The following is a 15999-nucleotide window of genomic DNA, read 5'->3' on the forward strand; positions in this document are numbered from 1 at the left end:
TAGCATGCCATCGTTTGTTTACAAAGGTAGAGACAGCCAAGGGGTATTGGTACAGGGCACCATAGAAAGTATAGACAGCAGCAATGTTGCCTCGCAACTATCCAGCCTCAATATCACGCCGATAGAAATTAAAGCTCAATCTGCAAAAACGGCAACTAAAGAAGTCAACTTTAATTTATTTAAAGAAAAGATTAGTACGCTAGATGTCATGCTTTTTAGCAGACAAATGTACACCTTATTAAAAGCCGGCATTCCAATTATGAACGCACTCAACGGCTTACAAGCATCCACACAAAACAAAGCTTTTTCTTTAGTCATAGGTAATGTACGGGAGAGCTTGGCTGGTGGCCGTGAACTCTCAGTAGCACTAGCGCAGCACCCTAGCGTTTTTTCAAGCTTTTATGTCAGCATGGTACGTGTAGGCGAAAGTACAGGTTTATTGGATAGCGTATTTTTTAGGTTATTCGAACATATAGAGTTTGAACGGTTTATGCGCGATCAAATTAAAGCTGCATTGCGCTACCCTACTTTTGTGGTAATTGCGATGGCTGTTGCTATTGTGGTAGTGAACTTATTTGTCATTCCGGCGTTTGCAAAAGTATTTCAAAGCTTTGGTGTTGAGCTCCCCTTAATGACTCGAGGCTTGTTGGCGTTCTCAGGCTTTATGCAGGCATTTTGGCCATATTTATTAGCCTTAATAGTTGGTGCTGTGTTTTTGTTTCGCTCATATACTGCAACCAGTATCGGTAGGTATAACTGGGATGGCTTCAAATTAAAAATACCTATTGCCGGTAAAATTGTCCATAAAGCGACCATGGCACGCTTTGCCAGAAGTTTTGCACTCTCAAGTAAAAGTGGTGTACCGATTACCAATGGGCTAAAACTCGTTGCACAAACTGCTGATAATGATTATGTGGGTAGCCGTATCGACCAAATGCGCGAAGGTGTAGAACGTGGTGAAAGCATTCTACGCACTGCAACCAATAGCGGTGTATTTAACCCAATAGTTCTGCAGATGATTGCCGTAGGTGAAGAATCAGGCTCATTAGATGACCTCATGGAGGAAATTGCCGACATGTATCAGCGTGATGTTGAATATGAAATTAAAACCTTAGGTGCACAGATTGAGCCTATCTTAATCGTATTTTTAGGGGTGATGGTGTTGATTCTGGCACTGGGTATCTTCTTACCAATATGGGATCTTGGCAACGTTGCATTACACAAAGGCTAATACTCCGTGCCCACTTTGTTAAAAAAGTACAGTGCTGGCGCGCACCGATTTGACTTTGTCGTCACGTTGGTCATTATTAGTATATTAACAACCTGGCTGCTTTACAGCCTGAACCGGGCGCAAGTGAGCATAGGTAAAGTAACGCGTGATGCAGAGCTTAACAATATACGTTTAGCAATTGCCGAGAGCTGGGTACACAAACAAGCAAGACATGAATCGGCTGATGTAAAAAAATTGGTCAAAACCAATCCAATGCGCTTCATTAATGAAATACCAATCAACTATATTGGAGAAATGTCAGCCAAACCGCCCGGATTACATACGGTTTGGTATTTCGATATCAACAAAAAACAGTTAGTATACGTACATAGTGATGATACTGAAGCGCGGTATGAGCTCATTAACACCTCCACCAGTCAAAGTTCATCAAAACTGAGTGCCGGTGGTCTAGATTTAGCGTTGGTAACAAATTAATTATTTTTGTTAAAAAAAGGAAAAAAATGCCTAGCAAAATTAAAGGCTTTACCCTCATTGAGTTAATTGTGGTAATTATTATTCTTGGTATTTTGGCAGCAGTTGCCCTACCTAGATTCACCAATCTACAGCGTGATGCGCGTATTGCAAAACTGAATGCGGCTAGAGGTAGTGTTGCAGCAGCAGCAGCACTTAATCACGCCACAGTGCTGGCAAGGAATAATGTAGCCGACACAACAGCCTGCCCAGGCGGTGGTACTGCAGACAATAGCAACGGGGCAACCGGTACAGTATGTACGGAAAGTGGCATTATTAACCTAGTAAACGCATACCCTGATGTTACTGCAATAGGTACGGCTGGCGTACTTTCGGCTGCTGGCTTGACCACAACATTTAATCCTACACTGGCACAGTTGCAGGCAGATGGCTATAACTACACAGAAACAGGCACGGTTGCAACGTTTCAAATTCAAGGTGCACCTACGCCTGCACAATGCCAGTTTACTTACACTGAGGCAGCTGCTAACGGTGCGCCAGTGATCACGCCGATTGACCCAACTGGTTGCTAACTTTTAAAAAATCTAAATTTCAAGTATGGCTCTTCATTAATTGGATATCTGCCCGTTAAAAACTTAACACTGCTTTTATTTAATTGTAATTAACATAGACACTTTAAATTTATAAAAAATCTATTTAATACCGTATAACGTATCAAGGAGTTTTAACAATGAAGCAACAACAATCTGGTTTTACCTTAGTTGAATTAGTAGTGGTGATTGTGATTTTAGGTATTTTGGCGGCCACTGCTTTGCCTAGATTTATTAACTTAACAAATGATGCTCGGATTGCAGCGGTAAATGGTCTGGCTGGCGGACTGCGATCATCAGTAGGTGTAGTACAAGCAAGACATTTTGCAAATGGTGGCACAGCAAATACGGTAACTATGGTTGATGGCACGGCAGTTGCGGTTGCTGCAGCTACCGGCATACCTACTGGCACACTCGCTGGCATTGGAGCTGCAATGACAGGCTTAACCGTTGCAGAGGGAGTTACGCCTGACTACACAACAGCAACGGCCGTTACATTCCGACCAGTTAACGGCGGCAATGCAACATGCCAAGCTACTTACAACGGTACTACAGGTGCAGTTGCTGTAGCAACTAGTGGATGCTAGCTACTTACTAATCCCAGCTTAATGTAAACATCATAAGTGTCAATGCAGCGTAGATTCTTTTAAGCATGCGTCAATTAAGAGGCTTTACTGTTGTAGAACTGGTAGCAGTGATTGTGATTACAGGCTTAATTGCCGCAATTGCTGCCCCGCGCTTTATTGGTAGAGATGCTTTTGATGCAAGGGGTGCCTATGGCACCCTGATGTCAGCCTTACGTTACGCTCAAAAAACAGCTATTGCGCAGCGCACTACAGTTTTCACCAATGTGAACACCGCAACACGAACCGTTTGCTTAGGCTACACCAACAACTGTAGCACGCCCGTACTAGACCCTGCCACACGCGCTGCATACGTAAAAGTATTACCTAATAACGTAACCGTTACTGCAAGCACTGCTATTATTGGTTTTGATGGCTTAGGCAGCCCATTACCCAATGCCGTAGCGACCTTCCAAATTCAAAACGCGGTGGTACCATCAGAGCCAGCACGTACAATTACAGTGGAAGCAGAAACCGGTTATGTTCGATAAACCTAACCAGCTGCCAGCACATGCGCGCCACGCCGGGGCAATAAAGCCCTCAATCCCAGTCGCTTTGGCAAGCGCAGAGACTACTACTCAACGCGGTGTTACTTTGGTAGAGCTGGTTGTGTTTATTGTGATCATTGGCGTTGCTTTAGCCGGTGTGCTGAAGGTACTGGAAATCACTGGACGCAGTAGTGCTGACCCGCTAGTAAGAAAACAAGCTTTATCTATTGCAGAGTCACTACTACTAGAAATCCAGCAGCAACCCTTTACCTTTTGTGACCCAGATGATGCCAACGCATCAACAGCAACCACTACCACGGGTTGTGCCACACAAACACAAGACATAGACCCAGCAGGTGCCGGAGCAATTGCTGGACCATTCCCCAGTTCAGAAAGTCGTTACAGCAACACCAACCCTTTTGATAATGTTGCAGATTATGGCGGATTCTCGATGCCTAATGCCGCATGCGCCGGTATTTGCAACCCTAACGACACTACACCACTGGCAGGTTTGGGAACGTACGCCGCCGCAGTCACCATTAGTCGAGCTGGCGGTTTTTTCGGCTTAAGTAACGATGCAGCACTGAAAATTAGTGTGCGAGTGACAGGCCCTGCCAATACCGATGTCACCTTATCAGGTTACCGTGTTCGTTATGCACCCAATATATAAGCATCCACTAAAAGCTAGCCACTTATCTGTACGTTATTTACAGATGAGCCCCCTTGCCCGCGAGCGCTTTAAGCCAGCCTTCACACAAGGCTTTACTTTGGTTGAGCTGGTTGTAGTCATTACAATCGTCGGCATACTGGCAGGGGGAGTGGCATTATTTATTGGTAACCCTACTCAGTCTTTTTTTGATGGTGAGCGACGTGCAAATTTATCAGATCGTGCTGATACCGCTCTACGTCGCATGTCTAGAGACATCAGAAACGCTCTACCTAATAGTGTAAGAACTACGGTCAACGGTGCTGACAGCATGCTGGAGTTTACCCCTGTACTCAATGCAGGACGTTACCGAGCAGCTGTAGGTACTGCACCTGCTACAGATAATCCTTTGGATTTTTCAAACCCTACGGACAATAGTTTTGATGTATTAGGCACGGCAATGACCGTCACAAATAATCAATCTTTAGTCATCTACAATTTAGGTATTCCTGGGGCAGATGTTTACCAAGGAACTAGTAGGCGCACACTCAACGCTGCAACCAATAGCAACACTTTGAGCTTTACTGGCAGTAGCTTTCCACTCGCCTCCCCCTCTAACCGTTTTCAAGTTGTCGCTACGCCAGTCACTTATGCATGCGATATGACTAATCGTATATTGTGGCGATATCAGGGCTATGCGTTTCAGGCAGCTCAACCAGCCAGCATTGCCGGGCTTGATGGCTTAGCTGGCGTTCAGCGTAGCCAACTTGCTAATAATTTGGCAAGCTGCCAAATCACCTACACGGCTGGTGTTTTGCAAAGATCAGGCATTGTTTCTGTCAATATCAGCTTAACGGAAGACTCAGCCAGAGTAACGCTTATGCATCAAATTAATGTGGCTAATTCACCATGAATAAACACTACGCACGTGGATTTTTACTGCCCGCTGCAATTTTCTTACTGGTTATTTTGGCTGCACTAGGCGCTTATGCTTTAAATATCAGCAGCATACAACAAGCAACCTCTAGGCAAGATGTACAAGGTGCGCAAGCTTACCAGGCAGCACGAGCAGGACTTGAGTTGGCAATATTTCAAGTGTTGGACCCAGGCACAGCAAACCTTGTGAACTGCCCTGCTCCAGCGACCATTAATATTGAATCCTATTTGGTTTCTATTACTTGTAGTCAATCGGTAGATTACTTTGAGCAAGGCACCGATCGTACTATTCGCATCTTTGAAATCACATCCACAGCAAGCTCAGGGGTTGCTGGTACAATCGAATACAGTGAGCGCCGCTTACAGGCAACTGTAAGTAAATGCCGTGCAACGGACACCACACCAGCCAGCCAGCCAGTGCAATTAGGCCAAAATAATATTTAATATTGATGGTAATTTGGATTAAATAATAATGAACTTCCGGTTTCTTATTTTAATATTAAGCTTAGCGCTATCATTAATAAGTAGCCTTGCGCATGCTGCAACCTATGCATATAGGAATGACAGCTTTAGTTACGATACACCTTCAGTTTCAGCCAGCACGGTTACTTGGCACGCCACTGGTGCGTCACCGGCATGTACAACTTACCCTCTAGGCGATGATGACTGGGCTGACATTAGCTTTCCATCCGGGTTTAAGTTCACGTTTGGCGGTGTTGATTACACTAGTGTTCGAATTTACTCTAACGGCATCCTAAAATTTGGTAATGACGCGTCTGGCTACCATCGAAACTACTCAAACCTAGCACTCCCAATTACTGCCAATGCACTGGCTTTTTCGGGTTGCTCACAAGGTGTGCCGACCAACATTATGTTGCCTTATTGGACTGATATTGTTGCCGGCACGGGTAACAGTACAGCTGGCGCTTCTGTAAAGTATGAGCTTATTACCGACCCTGTAACTAATCAAGATCGCTTTGTGATCTCATGGGTCAACGTGAAGTTATACAATACCACTACGCGCTACAACTTTCAGGTTGTACTTTACGAAAGTAACACCGGTGTTAACGGCAATTTTAAGTACAACTACACCACAGGCAGCAGCACAGGCTCTGCGGCTACTGTAGGCGTGCAATTAAGCACTACTGACTCCACACAATACTCGTACAATCAAGCGTTTATCGACACCACCAACGGCACTTCTATTTTATGGTATCCAGCCAATCAATTAGACCCAAAAACTGCTGAGTACCGGTTCGATGAAAGCATTTGGGCTAACACCCCTAATGAAGTTAAAGATACTTCTGGTAACAGTCAAAATGCATCAGTGGCTGGACTGGCTACTAATACCGCTGCTGGTAAGCTTTGCCGTGGTGGAAGTTTTACCAACAACACATCTAACACTACAATAGACGCAATTTCCACGCCAATTGTGCCGGGCAATACAGGCTCGGTAGATATGTGGTACAAATCAAATGTCGCATGGAATGCAGCTGCTTCAGATGCAACATTTTTTGATGCAACCAAAATTGCTACGCGACCATTTTTTTTATGAAACTAGCCAACGGTAGGCTACGATTCGTTATTACAGACAGCGCAGGCACAGTGCTTACTGCAGAAACCTCGACGAGCCGTACTTTTTCCGCAAATACTTGGCACCATGTAGGCGTAAGCTGGAACATCAAACCGGGTAGCAGCCAGACTGTTTTGCAGGTCTTTCTTGATGGTGTTTTAGAAACAACCAACACCACCACACCTTATCGCTCAACCTCCAGTGGTAATATTACAAACTTAAGCTCCATCTACATTGGTGACAACCGAACCTCTGGCATAACACCCAATACTGGCACGCCTAATGGCGCAAATGGCACCATTGATGAGGTTTACATATACGCCAGAGATATTAGTGCAACACAAGCTGAAGCCGATATGAATATCGTACGTACCACTTGTACGTCATTAGATCATTTCCATATTGTGCATAGTGGGCAGGTCGTTGGCTGCAACCCTGCAAATATCGTAGTGGAAGCCCATGATGCGACGCATGCGTTATTTAATTTAGCTGGAACGACCATGCAAATTGCAACCTCAACCAGCCATGGTACTTGGTCTGGCATTTCCACCATTAACCCAGTTAACGACACTGGTAACGGCACAGCTAATTACACATTCAGTAATGAATCCCGCATCACGCTCGGCTTAACGAACGGTTTTAACGAGACACTTAACATTAATTTAGCGTCAGGCTTAATTAGCGAAGCAAGCGGCGCAGGTGCTATTTGTGTAAATCAAGACTACACATTTGGATCTAGCTGTGACAGCAACCTTACCTTTTTGGAAGCAGGTTTTTTATTTGATGTTTTAAACCATATTTCAGAAGTCAGTCAAACAGTCACAGTCAGTGCAGTTAGAAAGTCGAATAACAGCCTAACCTGTACGCCTGCATTCGCTAGCGTTAACAGAAATATCAATTTCACTTGTAACTACAGCAATCCTGCCACAGGCGCTATGCCAGTAAGAGTTGGCAGTAAGGCATTAAACTCTAGTAACAGCACAACCACGGCCTGCGACACTAGCGGCCAAAACGTTAGCTTAAGCTTTAACGCTAGCGGCGTTGCCACTACTACAGTGCAATATGCAGATGTGGGCAATATGACTCTAACCGCTAAAATTACCACAGGTGGTCTAAATATGACAGGCTCTGATAATTTTATTACTGCACCAGCTATTTTTGCATTTTCAGGAATTAGTACAGCCCCGATTAAAGCCGGTAGCAACTTTGGCATCACCGTCACTGCACAAAACTCAGCAAATGCAACTACCCCAAACTTTGGCAAAGAAACTACGGCAGAAGGCGCTTCACTGGGTTTTAATAAATGCCAACCATCCGGTAGCAATTCAGTCAACGGTAGCTTTACAGGTTCATTAGGACCATTTACAAATGGCGTGGCAACAGCCAGTACGCTAAAATGGACTGAAGTTGGAAACGGAGATATCACGGCAACTTTAACCAGTGGTAGCTATTTAGGATCAGGGATAACGGCTAGCAGTAATACTGGCAATAGTGGCACCGTGTGCAATGGCGCAGGTAACGTTGGCCGTTTTATCCCAGATCACTTTGATACCATCGTTACACAAGGATGTAATGCAGGAAACTTTAGCTACTCTGCCCAACCCTTTAATGTGCAAGTTAAGGCAATGAATGCGCTTGGCAACATCACAATAAATTATGATGGCACGGCAAATACCAGCCCTAACTTCTCCAAGACCGCAACATTGAGCGATGCTAATGCAATTGCAACCGGCTCGCTTTTAAACGCAAGCGTGCCTTTGGCATCCTTCACACAAGGAATTGCCAATGCCACACCAAATTACACATTCACCAGTGCACTTACTTCACCTGCCACCATTAAATTGAGAGCTATTGACACCGACTCTGTAAGTTCTGCATCTGGAATAATTGAAGGTGGCACGTTGGTGCGCAGTGGCCGTATGCGCATACAAAATGCCTACGGCTCTGAGTTGCTAGACTTACCAATGCCAATGGTGGCACAGTACTGGAATAATGGTTCATGGGTACTCAATAGCAACGACATTTGTACAACAGGTATTAGCTTGGCTCTGACAGATCCCAATATCGCAGATGGCTTAGTGCCCAGTGAGTTGTGTGTTCTGGATACAGGCAACCCAGGCAGTAGCGGTTTAGGTTGTACAGCGTCAGGAATTGCATCCAAACGCTTTAAAGTACCGCCAAGTAATGGTAACTTCAACCTAACACTCAGGGCGCCCGGTGCAGGCAACACCGGCTCAATGGACGTGACTGCAACCGTGCCTGCTTGGCTTAAATATAACTGGACAGGCACAGGAAACACTAATCCAAGTGCACGCGCCACATTTGGCACTTATAGAACCCCTATTATTTACTTACGAGAGGTTTTCTAGTGCTCTCACTTGACTGAGCCTACATAAGTGAAAAACAAAAGGTTAATCAAAATAAAGTTAAATAAATAAATGATATATTACAATAAGTTACGACGCACAACTTAATGTAGTATATACTATTTGGAAACAACAAGAAATTTTGGCTCCTATTAAATGCTCATGATGAAATTTTTTACCAAGAAAAAATCGCAAGGATGGCTGTATATCGAACCATCTGGGCATAGCACGCAATTAGCTCATGTGATAAAAATCCGCGACCGTAAGCCCTTGGTAAAAATGACGCTTACACAGGTAAATAACAATAAAGAGACTTTTGACATTAAGTCAATCACTGCCGATGCTGACTTAGATTTCAATAATTTCCATTGCGCTTTGCTGATGAAGCAAGGCGAATACCAGATATTTCAGATTGAAAAGCCAAATGTGCCTGATAATGAATTAAAGCAGGCCATTGGTTGGAAGCTTAGAGATATGATTGATTATGCCGTTGAACAAGCAACTGTAGACGTGATTCATATCCCAGTTGATGATACCAAGTCAAATAGACAGTCATATGTGTATGCGGTGTCAGCCAAGAATGCCTTGATTAGCAACTATATGCAGCCATTTGCAGATATTAGCAAATCCGGCTTAGAGGTGATTGATATTCAAGAGATGGCGCAAAGGAATATTGCATCATACATTGAAGAAGAAAACCGTGGGCTAGCGTTATTATCTATCGACAGCAATGGCGGCTTGCTTACCTTCACAGCTAATAAGGCGCTATACCACGCGAGGCAGATTGAATTAAACACAGAGGCGTTTTCCAGCGACAACAGCGAACAAAAATCCAATATTTTCGAGCGATTTGGATTGGAAATCCAACGTTCTCTAGACAATTTTGAGCGTCAGTTTCCACAACTTACAATTAACCGCCTAGTGCTCTCACCTTTTGTCGGACGTGAGGACTTTTACGATTATCTAAGCTCTTATTTGTACATTAAAGTTGAACGTTTGGATTTATCGGACATATTCGACTTTGAAAGTAATGCTAAGCTCAATACTTTAGAGTCACAAGCCCTGTTCTTCCCAGTGTTGGGTGCTGCTCTGCGTGACGGGGGCGAACAGTGAGCCAACAGATTAACCTCGTAAACCTTGCATTAATCAAACAAAAGCAATTCTTAACCCTGAATAGCATCGCTGTAATACTTGGGGTGATCACAATTGCAATGCTAACTTATTACGCTTATGTTAAAAGCGAAGTTAACTCTCTTAGCATGCAGCGCCAGCAAGTGGCTAATGAGCTCATCAAAATACAAACCGAACTCAAAGCAATCACTGCATTGCACATGCCGCGTGATAAAGACAACGCACTGGAAAAACAGATTGAAGCGCTTGAGGAAAGCGAAAAAATACATCAGAAGATACTTAACACACTTAGGCAATCAAGCAATATGCCGACCAACAGCTACGCTGCATTAATGCGAGCATTTGCCAAACAGAACATTGAGGGGCTTTGGTTAACTGGCTTTAGTGTTGATAGTCAAACAGATACACTTAATATTCAGGGTCGTGCTCTTCGTGGCGATTTGGTGCCGCAATATATCAATGGCTTAAGCAACGAACCTGCACTAAAAGGTAAATTGTTTTCTGGTTTAAATATCAGCATGCCTAAAGTAGCTAGTACACAGACGCAAACAACGCAAAACAAGCCAGAAGCGGAAAAAAGTAATACAAAGAACACATTAACGATTACAAATGAACCTAATTACATTGAGTTTTCATTAGAGTCCAAGTTTGATAACACATCAGCAGCAACAGCTAGCACTCCCCTTCGCAACACGAACACAGTTCCCATGACTGGAGGTAATCCTTGAAAGCCACCTTTATACAAAAATGGGTACTACTTTCCAATAAAGTTGAATCACTTAATCAACGTGAACGTTTGATGGTGCTTGGAGCAGCTGCGTTACTTACCTATACCGTCATGCAGATGCTTTTACTCGACTCATTGGAGACACACAAAAAAAGATTGCTAACTGAAATTTCGACAGATCAGGCACTAGTGCAAGAGTTGCAGCAACAGACAGCCTTATACATAAACAAACCTCCTATTGATCCAGACGCACAAAATAAGGAGCGGATTGCGGAACTAAATACGCAGCTACAAGCGCTTAAATCCGCCCAAAGTCAGCTTGATGTTAGCTTAATTAGTCCAGAAAAAATGCCTGAGTTATTAAGGGATTTACTATCCAAAAATGGCAAATTAAAATTAATCGCATTAAATACGCTGCCTACACAAAATATCGTAGAGATGCCATTAAAACCTACTGATAGATCCGATGCACAATCTACACCTAACTCAGCCGAGCAAAATCCAGCACCTACTCAGGAGGACACTTTATTTAAACATGGCGTGGAAATTACAGTAGAGGGTCGTTATTTAGATTTACTGGAGTATGTTGCTACTATCGAAGGTATGCATTGGCATGTGCTGTGGGACCGTGGTGAACTTACTGTAAAATCATTTCCGAATAACCAGCTTAAACTAACGGTATATACTTTAAGCTCAGATAAAACATGGTTGAGCATATAAGTATGAACATGACTTTTAACCAATTATGGCAGATCGGGACAATATGGTTGCTTACACTAAATACTGCTTACGCAGAAGCACTAAAAGACCCAACCCAACCGCCTCTAGCTTTTTATAATCAGGCGCATAGCATTGACGGTAGCGGTTTGCTTGATGGCCCCGTGTTACAATCAATCATCCTCGGCGCCAATTACCATGCAGCGATTATTAATGGGCAAAAGGTAATGCTAGGAAAAAAATATGACGGCGCCACATTAATCAGGCTTAATGAGCGAGAGGCCGTTCTGCGCAATCCAGACAATACTTTAAAAATATTAACGATGGAATATTCTATACAAAAGAAAATACTACCGCCTAATGATCAAGCTAACCTCGCTAAAAAAAGCAGTCAACTCAAGCAAAAATGACTGTTCAATATAGAAAAATGTACTAAACGAGAACAAAATGCCGATAACTGCAATACGACTATCTCCACTACTGATTGTAATGCTGCTCACTAGCTGCGCTGGATTTTTGCAGCCTCATGATCAAACTACGCTAAACACAATCAAAGATGAGTTAACAGTTGGGGCTGAAACAAAGTCCACTAAGTCTGTTACGCCAGTAGAAATCAATGACGCACTACTACCACCATTAAAAATTGAAATCCCAAAAGCTACCGCCAAAAAACTTGAACAACGTTTTGATTTAGTCATTAACAACGCCCCGGCAAATCAGGTTTTGATGGGGATTGTAGGTGGAACACGTTACAGCATGTTGGTGCATCCCGACATTAAAGGAGATATCTCGGTTAATTTAAAAGATGTCACTGTCTTTGAGGCTCTAGACGCTTTAAGAGAGCTTTATGGCTACGAATATAAGATAGATGGCTCTCGCATCTTTATTGAGCAACAATCAATGCAAACCCGAGTATTTCAAGTGAATTACATTGTTGGGCAACGTAAGGGCGCATCTGATATACGCGTCACATCAGGCTCGATTAGTGGTGGCAGCCAAAACAATCAGCAAGGTGCTAATAGCACTGGAGCTACTTCACAAGTATCAAACAACATTAGTGGTGGCGCCAACAACAACCGTACCTTTACTAGCTCAAGTATTAACACTACGTCCAATAACGATTTTTGGCGTGATTTAACAGAGTCTTTAAATGGTATTGTGGGTAACGAAAATGGCCGGCGCGTTATTGTTAACCTGCAATCAGGTGTGATTGTCGTGCGCGCAATGCCGAACGAGATTCGTAACGTTGAGTCCTTTTTAAACTTAATGCAGGTATCTATTGAGCGCCAAGTGATACTTGAAGCCAAAATACTCAATGTACAGCTGAATGATCAATCCCAAAGCGGTGTGAACTGGTCCGTATTCGGTCGCAGCGGTTCTAATACCGGTATTGTAGGAAACATCAATGCAAACACTCGCCTTTCAAGCAGTGGAAATGGCAACCTAGTAAGCGGTGACTTAACGGCTTCTACCGGCACCGTATTGTCTAATGCTGCAACAACCGCCTTAGGTGGACCGCTGTTTGCCATTGCACTTCAAGGCGCTAATTTCTCTACCCTACTATCTTTCTTAGAGACACAAGGCGACGTACAAGTACTATCCAGCCCACGTATTTCTTCGATTAACAATCAAAAAGCAGTGCTCAAAGTCGGTACTGATGAGTTTTTTGTAACAGGTATTTCTTCTAATACTACTGCATCAGTAGGTGCAACCACCACCGTGCCAGAAGTAATATTACAGCCATTTTTCTCGGGGATTACCTTGGATGTAACGCCGCAGATTGATAAAGATGACAATATCATTCTGCACATGCATCCTTCTATCAGCCAGGTTTCAACCGTCAATAAACAAGTAACATTAGGTGGGACCGCTGGTCAAATTAACCTACCATTAGCATCTAGCAATATTAGTGAGACCGACAGTATTGTTCGTACCCGTGACGGGCGCGTGATAGTGATTGGCGGTTTGATGACAGAAAGCGCATCAAGCACTAAATCTAAAGTACCTGGCTTGGGTGATGTCAAAGGCGTAGGCGCAGCTTTCCGCCAACAGAGCGCTAGCAAAACAAAAACTGAACTGGTCATTTTGCTAAAAGCATCTGTTGTTCAAGGCCAAGAGAGCTGGTCAAACGACATGTTATCAAGTAAGCAGCGTATCGAAGATATGCGCAGGCAAGACACGGGCGCCGAAGGTCAATAACCCATGTATCTGCAACACTTCGGGCTTAATGAATTTCCTTTTAGCATTACACCAGATACGAGTTATTACTTTGCATCTGCTAGCTATCAAGATGCACTAAACACAGTCATATTCGCAGTAACCACCGGTGAGGGATTTATTAAAATCACCGGTGAAGTTGGCACAGGAAAAACCCTGCTATGCCGCAAGCTCATGTCCAGCTTAGATCAGAGTTATAAAATTGCATACGTACCCAACCCATATCTAGAGCCGCAATCTCTTTTAATGGTATTGGCTGAAGAGTTAAACATTAATTTACCCACTGATACGCAGATAACGCAACACGTGATACTCAATGCGTTGACCCATGCTCTGTTAAACTTTGCGCGAGACAACATTAAAGTAGTGGTCTGCCTTGATGAAGTACAGGCTATGCCTATAGAAACATTAGAGGCACTACGTTTACTCAGCAACCTTGAGACTGAGAAAAGAAAGTTACTGCAAGTTGTCATCTTTGGGCAACCAGAACTGGAAGATAAACTCAACCATGCATCCATCCGTCAACTGAAGCAAAGAATTACTTTTTCTTATCAGCTTGACCTGTTAAACCGTGATGAAATGGCCTACTATCTGAATCACCGCCTCACGATTGCCGGTTACAAAGGCAGCCGTATGTTTAGCCATACTGCTTTATATTTAATGTATCATTACTCAAAAGGCGTGCCTAGGCTTATTAACATATTGGCACATAAAGCTTTATTGGCCACCTATGGTAAAGGCAAGCATCAAGTAGGCATGCGCGAAGTATTGGCAGCTGCGTCTGACACAGAGTCAGTTGGTACAAAATGGCAATACTTAGGGTCAAAAAGCTTATCCTTAACTATGCTGCTTGGCGCGTTCGGCTTAATCCTGTTTATTTTCATTAACAATCTTAAGCCATATTAAATCTCAATAAAAAAGACAATCGATGAGTTTAATCAATCAAATGCTGAAAGACCTTGAACAACGTGGCGCAACATCCACAGAGGTTCAACAATCTTCCATCACGCCGCAATTTGGCGCATATACCAAAAGAAAAGGCAGCAAATCCATTTATATTATTGGTGCTAGCCTGACTATCATTGCATTTGGCTACACAGTACTTTCAACCCCTTTGCAGTCAGCCCGCATCAAAGAAGTGCTAAATCGCAATCAATCTGACAACAATGACAGTGGTAATCCTGCCTTAAAAATTGAAGCCTCCAAATTTGGGCACTCAATACAAGATAAAGTGGCAGCCCCGGCTACACCACACGAAGCATCAGCGCAAATCCAGCCATCTCAAACCGTTAATATAGACATCAGCAATGAATCTGATATCACCCCCCCTGTTATTAGCAATCTCGCCACTAGCAATTTAACCAAGCCTAATAAGCTCCCGGCGAATTTATTTGAGAGAGCACTTAAATTCTCACCGCAAACAATTAAAGATCAACCAGCTAAAAACCCAGACCCCAATCTGCAAAAAAAAAGCGCACCATCATTAGTGCAGGCTGAAAAAAACAGCGCAGCAACACCACAAATAAACGAGGCCACAAAAAAAGAACCTGACGTTAAAGAACCTACATTAAAAGACAGTATAAAAAATGAGGTAGAAAAGTCTGTTAGCAATAAAGCTACAAATGCGCCGACATTTGCCAACAAACAGTCTAATATCCATAAAAAATTGAGCCCAGAACAAACGGCTAATAGCAATTATCAACAAGCGTTGATTTACTTACAGCAAGGTAGAGTGTCAGAGTCTGAGGCTTATTTGGCAAAAGCACTTGAGTTTAATCCTACGCACCATGAAGCTAGACTTACGCTTGCAAGCCTATTACTTGATAACAAAAGGCTAAATGACGCAAAAGACGTGCTCAATACAGGGTTACAGATTAGCCCTGAGCAAAATGAGTTCCGTATCGCCTTAGCTCGCCTGCAAATCAATGCAAACGAGCAAGCTGCTGCTTTAAGCACTTTAGAGCAAGGTTTACCTTATGCAGGAAATCGTGCTGACTATTATGCCTTTCTCGCCACATTACTACAGCGCAGCGGCCAGCATGATATGGCAATCACCCACTACACCAAGGCCATTGCACTTGAAAACAACACCGCCAGTGTAAAAGTTAACACCTTGGTAGGATTAGGCATTTCTTTACAAGCCATAGGCAAACTGGAAAATGCTCAACAAGTATTTACTAGAGCGCAACAATCCGGTTCTCTCAGCCCCACCCTTGCTAGTTTTGTTGATCAGCAACTCAAAAAAATCCATCAAAACCTAAGCAAGTAAAAAATATCAGTCAA

At 43.3% G+C, this 15999-nt stretch carries 17 protein-coding genes; all 17 read left to right on the forward strand.

What is annotated here, in order from left to right:
• The first annotated feature begins 4 nt into the window (after nucleotides 1-4).
• The 17 genes from MMOL_RS06060 (at nucleotide 5) to MMOL_RS06140 (ending at nucleotide 15985) form a co-directional block, all read left to right on the forward strand.
• Nucleotides 5-1231, forward strand: a complete 1227-nt coding sequence (locus tag MMOL_RS06060; protein WP_015832134.1) for a type II secretion system F family protein — start codon at nucleotides 5-7, stop codon at nucleotides 1229-1231.
• 6 nt (nucleotides 1232-1237) lie between these two features.
• Entirely contained in the window at nucleotides 1238-1705 is a 468-nt protein-coding gene (locus MMOL_RS06065; RefSeq protein ID WP_015832135.1) for a hypothetical protein, read from the forward strand.
• 26 nt (nucleotides 1706-1731) lie between these two features.
• Entirely contained in the window at nucleotides 1732-2274 is a 543-nt protein-coding gene (locus tag MMOL_RS06070) for a prepilin-type N-terminal cleavage/methylation domain-containing protein (protein ID WP_015832136.1), read from the forward strand.
• A gap of 158 nt (nucleotides 2275-2432) precedes the next feature.
• Nucleotides 2433-2879, forward strand: coding sequence for a prepilin-type N-terminal cleavage/methylation domain-containing protein (locus MMOL_RS12295; RefSeq protein WP_015832137.1), 447 nt, complete (start codon nucleotides 2433-2435; stop codon nucleotides 2877-2879).
• Nucleotides 2880-2944: 65 nt separating this feature from the next.
• Entirely contained in the window at nucleotides 2945-3406 is a 462-nt protein-coding gene (locus MMOL_RS06080; protein WP_015832138.1) for a pilus assembly FimT family protein, read from the forward strand.
• Nucleotides 3396-4073 carry a type IV pilus modification PilV family protein gene (locus MMOL_RS06085; RefSeq protein WP_015832139.1) on the forward strand — a complete coding sequence of 226 codons (678 nt, stop codon included), beginning with the start codon at nucleotides 3396-3398 and terminating at the stop codon, nucleotides 4071-4073. Before MMOL_RS06080 ends, MMOL_RS06085 begins: the two co-directional genes overlap by 11 nt.
• The gene (locus MMOL_RS06090) at nucleotides 4057-4962 is read left to right on the forward strand and encodes a type II secretion system protein (protein ID WP_238524352.1); all 906 of its coding nucleotides are present in this window, start codon (nucleotides 4057-4059) and stop codon (nucleotides 4960-4962) included. The genes MMOL_RS06085 and MMOL_RS06090 overlap by 17 nt, the downstream gene beginning before the upstream one ends.
• Nucleotides 4959-5429, forward strand: a complete 471-nt coding sequence (locus MMOL_RS06095; RefSeq protein WP_015832141.1) for a hypothetical protein — start codon at nucleotides 4959-4961, stop codon at nucleotides 5427-5429. The genes MMOL_RS06090 and MMOL_RS06095 overlap by 4 nt, the downstream gene beginning before the upstream one ends.
• Before the next feature lie 28 nt (nucleotides 5430-5457).
• Nucleotides 5458-6540, forward strand: a complete 1083-nt coding sequence (locus MMOL_RS06100; protein ID WP_015832142.1) for a hypothetical protein — start codon at nucleotides 5458-5460, stop codon at nucleotides 6538-6540.
• Nucleotides 6537-8927, forward strand: a complete 2391-nt coding sequence (locus tag MMOL_RS06105; protein WP_015832143.1) for a DUF6701 domain-containing protein — start codon at nucleotides 6537-6539, stop codon at nucleotides 8925-8927. The genes MMOL_RS06100 and MMOL_RS06105 overlap by 4 nt, the downstream gene beginning before the upstream one ends.
• Nucleotides 8928-9086: 159 nt before the next feature.
• Nucleotides 9087-10037 carry an agglutinin biogenesis protein MshI gene (locus MMOL_RS06110; RefSeq protein WP_238524353.1) on the forward strand — a complete coding sequence of 317 codons (951 nt, stop codon included), beginning with the start codon at nucleotides 9087-9089 and terminating at the stop codon, nucleotides 10035-10037.
• Nucleotides 10038-10183: 146 nt separating this feature from the next.
• Nucleotides 10184-10783, forward strand: coding sequence for a PilN domain-containing protein (locus tag MMOL_RS06115; protein WP_238524354.1), 600 nt, complete (start codon nucleotides 10184-10186; stop codon nucleotides 10781-10783).
• Nucleotides 10780-11502: a mannose-sensitive agglutinin (MSHA) biogenesis protein MshJ gene (locus MMOL_RS06120; protein WP_015832146.1), complete on the forward strand. Its 723-nt coding sequence runs from the start codon at nucleotides 10780-10782 to the stop codon at nucleotides 11500-11502. The genes MMOL_RS06115 and MMOL_RS06120 overlap by 4 nt, the downstream gene beginning before the upstream one ends.
• Nucleotides 11503-11510: 8 nt before the next feature.
• On the forward strand, nucleotides 11511-11909 hold the full coding sequence (locus tag MMOL_RS06125; protein ID WP_238524355.1) for a hypothetical protein: 399 nt from the start codon (nucleotides 11511-11513) through the stop codon (nucleotides 11907-11909).
• A 37-nt stretch (nucleotides 11910-11946) separates the two neighbouring features.
• Complete coding sequence (gene mshL / locus MMOL_RS06130; RefSeq protein ID WP_015832148.1) at nucleotides 11947-13698, forward strand: pilus (MSHA type) biogenesis protein MshL; 1752 nt, start codon at nucleotides 11947-11949, stop codon at nucleotides 13696-13698.
• A gap of 3 nt (nucleotides 13699-13701) precedes the next feature.
• Nucleotides 13702-14622, forward strand: a complete 921-nt coding sequence (locus MMOL_RS06135; protein WP_015832149.1) for an ExeA family protein — start codon at nucleotides 13702-13704, stop codon at nucleotides 14620-14622.
• Between the two features lie 22 nt (nucleotides 14623-14644).
• Nucleotides 14645-15985 (forward strand): tetratricopeptide repeat protein, encoded by a 1341-nt coding sequence (locus MMOL_RS06140; RefSeq protein ID WP_015832150.1) that lies wholly within the window; start codon nucleotides 14645-14647, stop codon nucleotides 15983-15985.
• Nucleotides 15986-15999 lie beyond the last annotated feature (14 nt).

Origin of the sequence: Methylotenera mobilis JLW8 (assembly GCF_000023705.1) — a bacterium.
Classification (GTDB): Bacteria; Pseudomonadota; Gammaproteobacteria; order Burkholderiales; family Methylophilaceae; genus Methylotenera; species Methylotenera mobilis.